Source organism: uncultured Aquincola sp., assembly GCF_964001545.1.
GTDB lineage: Bacteria > Pseudomonadota > Gammaproteobacteria > Burkholderiales > Burkholderiaceae_C > Aquincola.
Map to the genome: position 1 here is coordinate 1 of NZ_CAXFDV010000468.1, position 5,761 is coordinate 5,761.

Annotated in this window: 4 protein-coding genes and 1 pseudogene; 3 read left to right on the forward strand and 2 right to left on the reverse strand. The window is 72.5% G+C overall.

All coding sequences use genetic code 11. The features are described from left to right. A pseudogene (locus ABNT58_RS16070) lies at window positions 1-272 on the reverse strand (transcription elongation factor GreB); the annotation flags it as partial. Next, window positions 269-2,437, reverse strand: a complete 2,169-nt coding sequence (locus ABNT58_RS16075) for an AsmA family protein (protein ID WP_348754462.1) — start codon at window positions 2,435-2,437, stop codon at window positions 269-271. The pseudogene ABNT58_RS16070 and the gene ABNT58_RS16075, both read right to left, overlap by 4 nt. A 135-nt stretch (window positions 2,438-2,572) precedes the next feature. Here ABNT58_RS16075 and ABNT58_RS16080 point away from each other — a divergent pair, with 135 nt between their 5' ends. Genes ABNT58_RS16080 through ABNT58_RS16090 form a run of 3 tightly spaced genes read left to right on the forward strand, consistent with a single transcriptional unit; the run spans window position 2,573 to window position 5,719 of the window. Beyond that, window positions 2,573-3,271, forward strand: coding sequence for a paraquat-inducible protein A (locus ABNT58_RS16080; protein ID WP_348754463.1), 699 nt, complete (start codon window positions 2,573-2,575; stop codon window positions 3,269-3,271). An 8-nt stretch (window positions 3,272-3,279) separates the two neighbouring features. Beyond that, the gene (locus ABNT58_RS16085) at window positions 3,280-4,020 is read left to right on the forward strand and encodes a paraquat-inducible protein A (protein ID WP_348754464.1); all 741 of its coding nucleotides are present in this window, start codon (window positions 3,280-3,282) and stop codon (window positions 4,018-4,020) included. Then, window positions 4,007-5,719 (forward strand): MlaD family protein, encoded by a 1,713-nt coding sequence (locus ABNT58_RS16090; protein WP_348754465.1) that lies wholly within the window; start codon window positions 4,007-4,009, stop codon window positions 5,717-5,719. The genes ABNT58_RS16085 and ABNT58_RS16090 overlap by 14 nt, the downstream gene beginning before the upstream one ends. Window positions 5,720-5,761: the final 42 nt, after the last annotated feature.

Below are 5,761 nucleotides of genomic sequence, written 5' to 3' on the forward strand. Positions count from 1 at the left end.
AGGAAGCGGATGCGGCGGTCGATCTCGCGCAGCCGCTTCTTGCCGTAGAGGTAGTCGCCGTTTTCCGAGCGGTCGCCATTCTTGGCCGCCCAGGACACCACTTCCACGATCTTGGGCCGCTCGTCGTCGATCAGGCCCAGCAACTCGGCCCGCAGGCGCTGGTAGCCGGCGGGCGTCATGTAGTTGCGGGTGCCGGCAGGCAGCGGCGGCAGGCCGCCGACTTCGTCGTCGTCGTCGTCGCGGTCGGTCTCTTTGGTGAACGCCTTGTTCATGGCCGCGATTTTGCGGCCTTCGCGGGTTCGGCCTTGCCCGGCTCCGACTTCTGCACCAGCGCCTGGCAGTTGTCTTCCTTGTCGCCGCTGCCCGGGTCCAGCAGCGGCAGCAGCGCGGCCAGCGGGCCGGCCACCGCGGCCAGTGCCGCACCGGCTGCCACGCGGGCGGCGATCGGGCCCTTGGCGACGCCCACCTCGGGCGACGAGAAGCTGCCCGTCAGCAGCAGCGGCGAGCGCAGCGTGGCAAAGCTGAAGTCCTTGGGCTTGGTTTCGCTGCGCAGGTTGAGCAACTCGTTCTTCAGGTCGATGGTGCCGCTCAGCGTCACCGTGCTGTCGCGCGTGTCCAGCACGGCCACGCTGGGCGTCAGCACGCCTTGCTTGGCGTCCATGGCCACCACGGCGCAGTTCAGCGGCAGGCTGTTGTCGCCGGAGACGAACACGCCCAGCGCCTGCGCCACGTCGATGCCCAGCGCTTCCACGATCAGGTGCGACAGCGTGCCGTTGCGCACCACCGCGCGCGCGCTGCCGTCCAGCGTGCTCAGCAGCTGGGCGGTGGAGTTGCCCTGCCCGCGCAGCTTGAACTCGGCCTGCAGCTCACCGGTGATGTAGGCCGTGACCGGGCCGCTGCCCTTGCGGGCCGCCTCGCGTTCACGTTCCAGCTTGGCCTTGCTGCTGCGGGCGGTCACGTCGGCGTTGTCCTTGCGCGCGGCCTTCAGCCAGCCGGCCACGTCCACGCCGCGCAGCTTGAGGTCGGTGTCCCAGCGCGGCGGCTGGGCGGTGCTGTCCAGCCCGGTGGAGCCGGTCACGCTGCCGCCGGCGGTGGTGGCCTTGATGTCTTCGATTCGCAGCACGCCGCCCGCCAGCACGATGCGCCCGGCCAGCGGCCGCAGTGTTTCCAGCGCGCTGGTGTTCAGGTTCAGCTCGTCCAGCGCCACGCGCACGTCGGCGTCCATCGCCTTGAGCGAAGGCAGGTCGAAGCTGCGGTCGGGGATCACGCGCGGGCCGCCATTGCGGGTATTGGGCGGCGGGGTGGAAGGCTTGCCGTCGGCGCCCACCGCGGGCGCCAGGTCGGCCAGGTCGAGCCGCTTGCCCAGCAGCTCGCCGGTGAGCTTGGGCGTGGCCGGCTGCGGGTCGTAGGCAAAGGTGCCGCGCAGCGCGCTCTTGCCGATGGTGGCGGTGCTCACCGCCACATGCCATACCGGGTCGGTATGGCGCAACGTGCCCACCAGGTTGAACGGCGGCGTGGTGGGCAGGGTGACGTTCAAGGCCTCGCCCACTGCGCCCAGCGACGGGCCGCTGATGCGCAGCTCGCCTTCGATGCCACGTGCGCCCAGCGGGTCGTGCACCACGCCGTCGTAGGCCAGCCTGGCGCGGCCGATCAGCGCCTGCGCCTTGACCTGCAGCGGCGCCGGCTGCTCATCGTCCAGCAGCGGCAGCACCTGGGGCGAGCGGGCCTGCAGCTTCACCGGCATGCCGCGCCAGGTGCCTTCGGCGTCGGCCACGAGGCCGAAGTCGCCTTCGCCCGAGGCGGCAGGGGCCGAAGCCGCCGCAGGCGCCGAGGCCGCCCCGGCGGCCGGGGCGCTTTCGTTCATGCGGGCATGGGCTTCCACCTTCACTTCGCTCACCGCGTCGTTCACATGGATGGCCGCCTCGCGCAGCCGCACCCGCTCCACGCGCGGCGAGTCGCGCTCGACCTTGGGCTCCTGGCTGTCGGTCTTGAACTGCCAGCTGGCCACACCTTCCTTGGGGCGCAGCACATGGGCTTCCAGCTGGCCCGCCTGCAGGGCCACGAGGCGCAGCGGCCCGCCCTTGCGGAAGTCGTTGACGTCGCCCCAGCGCCAGCGCAGCAGCACGTCCTTGGCATCGACCAGGAACGGCGCCTGGCTGCCCGGCGCCGCGCCCACCCACAGCGCGCCCGCGCTGGCCTGGGGCGGTCGCAGCAGGTGCAGGCGGAAAGGCGCCGCGATGCGCACCGGCGCGCCCAGCGCGTCGGTGGCATAACGTTCGATGGGGCCGCGCAGGTAACGCCAGCCCAGCAGTTCAGACACGATCAGGAAGCCTGCCAGCACCAGCATCACCAGGCCCAGCACATGCAGCCACCGGCGCGGCCGGCGCGGTGCATGAACGGGGCGGGCAGGCGGTGTCGATGGGGTGCTGGCGGTCATGTGCCATTGTGGAAAGCGCTGCCTGCGGGGGTGGTCGTACCGCGCCCACAAGCACCGTCGGACAGCACCTACACTGCCGCGGCGCCGGCCACGGCATCATGCGCCCTGCTTCTTTCACGACCTGCAGCTTCGCCCTTGCCCACCGCCGCCCCCACCTCCGTCCCTGATGCCGCCGATGCAGCCGGCGGCTGGCTGGCGGGCTGCGAGCTGTGCGATGCGCTCAACCGCGTGCAGGCGGGCCGGCCGGCCACCTGCTGGCGCTGCCAGTCGCCGCTGCACACGCTCCATCTGGGCGCCAGCGCCGAGTCGGCCTCGCGCCTGTCGGGCGTCGTCGCGCTGCTGGTGGCGGCCTGGGTCTGCATCATCGCCGTGCACCTGGAGCCCATGGTCTCGCTGGCGCTGCGAGGGCTGGAAAGCTCCGTCACCCTCAGCAGCGCGGCGGTGGTGCTGTGGCACCAGGGCAAGCTGGCGCTGTCGGCGGCCCTGTTCATCACCACGGTGATCGCGCCGGCCACCGAGATGGGCGCGATGCTGCTGGTGGCGGTGACGCTGTGGTGGCGCGCCCGCAGCCCCGGCGCGCTGCAGCCGCCGCCGCGCTGGCTGGGGCCGGTGATGCACCTGTGGCAGGGCATGCGCGACTGGAACATGACCGAGATCCTGGTGCTGGGCACCGCGGTGGCGCTGGTCAAGCTGGGCCAGCTGGCCACGCTGGTCGTCGGCCCCGGCCTGGTGGCGCTGATGGCCTTCATGGCGCTGCGGCTGGCCGCGCTGCGCATGCTGTCGCCGGTGGACGCCTGGGCGCTGCTGGACCCGCGCGAAGTGCGCCTGCGCTAGCCATGGCGATGCGCTGGTTCACCCGCCGCCCCAAAGCCCGGCCCGCCGAGCCGGCGGCCGGCCACTGCCCCACGCTGCACGAGTGCGGCCTGCAGCAGTGCCCGGCGTGCCAGCTGGTGCTCAAGGCGCCGGCCGACGACCGGCAGGGCCCCGGCCGCTGCCCGCGCTGCGAGGCGCAGCTGCGCGGCCCCCTGAAGCGCAGCGTGGGCACCACCACCGCGCTGCTGCTGGCGGCCGCCGCGCTGTACGTGCCCTCCAACACCCTGCCCATCATGACCACCCGCTCGGCCGTCGGCGAGCGGTCCGACACCATCCTGTCGGGCATCGTGGCACTGGCGCAGGCCGGCTCCTGGCCGCTGGCGGCCATCGTCTTCATCGCCAGCGTGCTGGTGCCGCTGCTCAAGCTCAGCGTGCTGAGCTACCTGGTGCTGGCGGTGCACATGGGCTGGCAGCGCGGCCGCACCCACCGCACCACGCTGTACCGGCTGATCGAGACGGTGGGCCGCTGGTCGATGCTGGACGTGTTCGTGGTGGGCATGCTGGCCTCGCTGGTGCAGCTGGGCCCGGCCGCGCAGGTGTCGGCCGGACCCGGCGTGGTGGCCTTCGGCACCGTGGTGTGGCTCACGCTGTGGGCCACGCAAAGCTTCGACCCGCGCCTGCTGTGGCACGACCCCGGCACGCCCGCCGCCTGCGCCCGCTTTCCTTCCATTGACCGAGCCGACGACCGGCAGCCCGATGCAGCCCGATGACCCCCAAGACCGGCCGGCCCCACCGCCCGCCCCCGCCCTGCCGCCCGACATCCCCGAGGCGGTGCCCGAGCGCCGCCGCCGCTGGTCGATGGCGCAGGCCATCTGGCTGGTGCCGCTGATCGCGGTGCTGGCCGTGGGCTGGCTGGCCGCCAGCGAATGGCTGCAGCGCGGCCCCACCATCACCATCCGCTTTGCCACCGGTGAAGGCATCGAGGCGGGCAAGACCCGCATCAAGTACCGCAACGTGAACGTGGGCCAGGTGACGGCGGTGCGGCTGGCGCCGGACCTCAAGGGCGTGCTGGTCACCGCGCAGATGGAGCGCAATGCCGCCCCGCTGCTGGTGGAGGACACGCGCTTCTGGGTGGTGCGGGCGCGGGTGGCCGGCGGCGAGGTGTCGGGCCTGACCACGCTGCTGTCGGGCGCCTACATCGGCGTGGACGGTGGCAAGAGCGCCGAGACGCAGCGCCACTTCACCGGCCTGGAGACGCAGCCCGTGGTGTCGGTGGATGAAGCCGGCAAGGAATTCGTGCTGCAGGCCAGCAGCCTGGGCTCGCTGGAAATCGGCTCGGCCGTGTACTTCCGCCGCGTGCGGGTGGGCCAGGTGCTGTCGGCCGATCTGGCGCCCGATGGCCAGGGCCTGCGGCTGCGCGTCTTCGTGCGGGCGCCGTACGACCGCTTCGTCAGCACCAACAGCCGCTTCTGGCATGCCAGCGGCGTGGACGTGTCGTTCGACGCCAGTACCGGCCTGCGGCTGCGCACCGAGTCGCTGCTGTCGGTGCTGGTGGGCGGCGTGGCCTTCGAGACCCCGCCCGAGCTGGATGCCAGCCAGCAGGCCGAGGCGGGCAGCACCTTCAACCTGTTCGAGGGCCAGGCCGCCGCGCTGCGCCGCGGCGCCGCGCAGGTGCTGGAATACACCGCCGTGTTCACCGATTCGGTCCGCGGGCTGGCGGTGGGCGCGCCGGTGGAGTTCAAGGGCTTCGTGATCGGCGAGGTGGCTTCGCTGGGCATCCGCTTCGACCGCGAGGTCGGCGGCTTCGCCTTCCCGGTCAAGCTGCACATCTACCGCGACACCGCGGCCACCGTGGCCTCGCGCGAGCCCAACAACCGCCGCACCGAAGATGCCAACGGCGCCCGCTTCCCGATAGAGCGGCTGCTGTCGGGCCGCTCGGTGGACCGCGGCCTGCGCGCGCAGCTGCGCAGCGCCAACCTGCTGACCGGCCAGCGCTACGTGGCCATCGACTTCTTCCCCGAGCACCGCGGCGAGAAGGTGGCCGGCCTGGCCGAAGGCCAGCGCGAGATACCCACCGTGCGCGACGCCTTCGGCGAGCTGCAGGCGCAGGTGGCGCGCATCGCCAACCGGCTGGAGGGCGTGCCCTTCGAGAAGCTGGCCGGCGACCTGAGCAAGGCGTTGGTGGGCATCGAGGCCGCCACCCGCTCGCTGGAATCCACCATGGGCAGCGTGCAGAAGGAGCTGGTGCCCAGCGCCCGCCAGACGCTGGACGAAACCCGCAGCACCATCAAGGAGGTGCGCGGCCTGCTGGCCCAGGACGCACCGCTGCCGCAAGACCTGCGGGCGGCGATGCAGGACCTCTCGCGCGCGGCCGACGCCATCCGCCAGCTGGCCGACACGCTGGACCGCCAGCCCGAGTCGCTGCTGCGCGGCAAGCGCCTCAACCCCCTCGAGACGGAGAAAGAATGACCCACCCGCGCACCTTCATGGCGGCCGGCAGCCTGGCGGCGG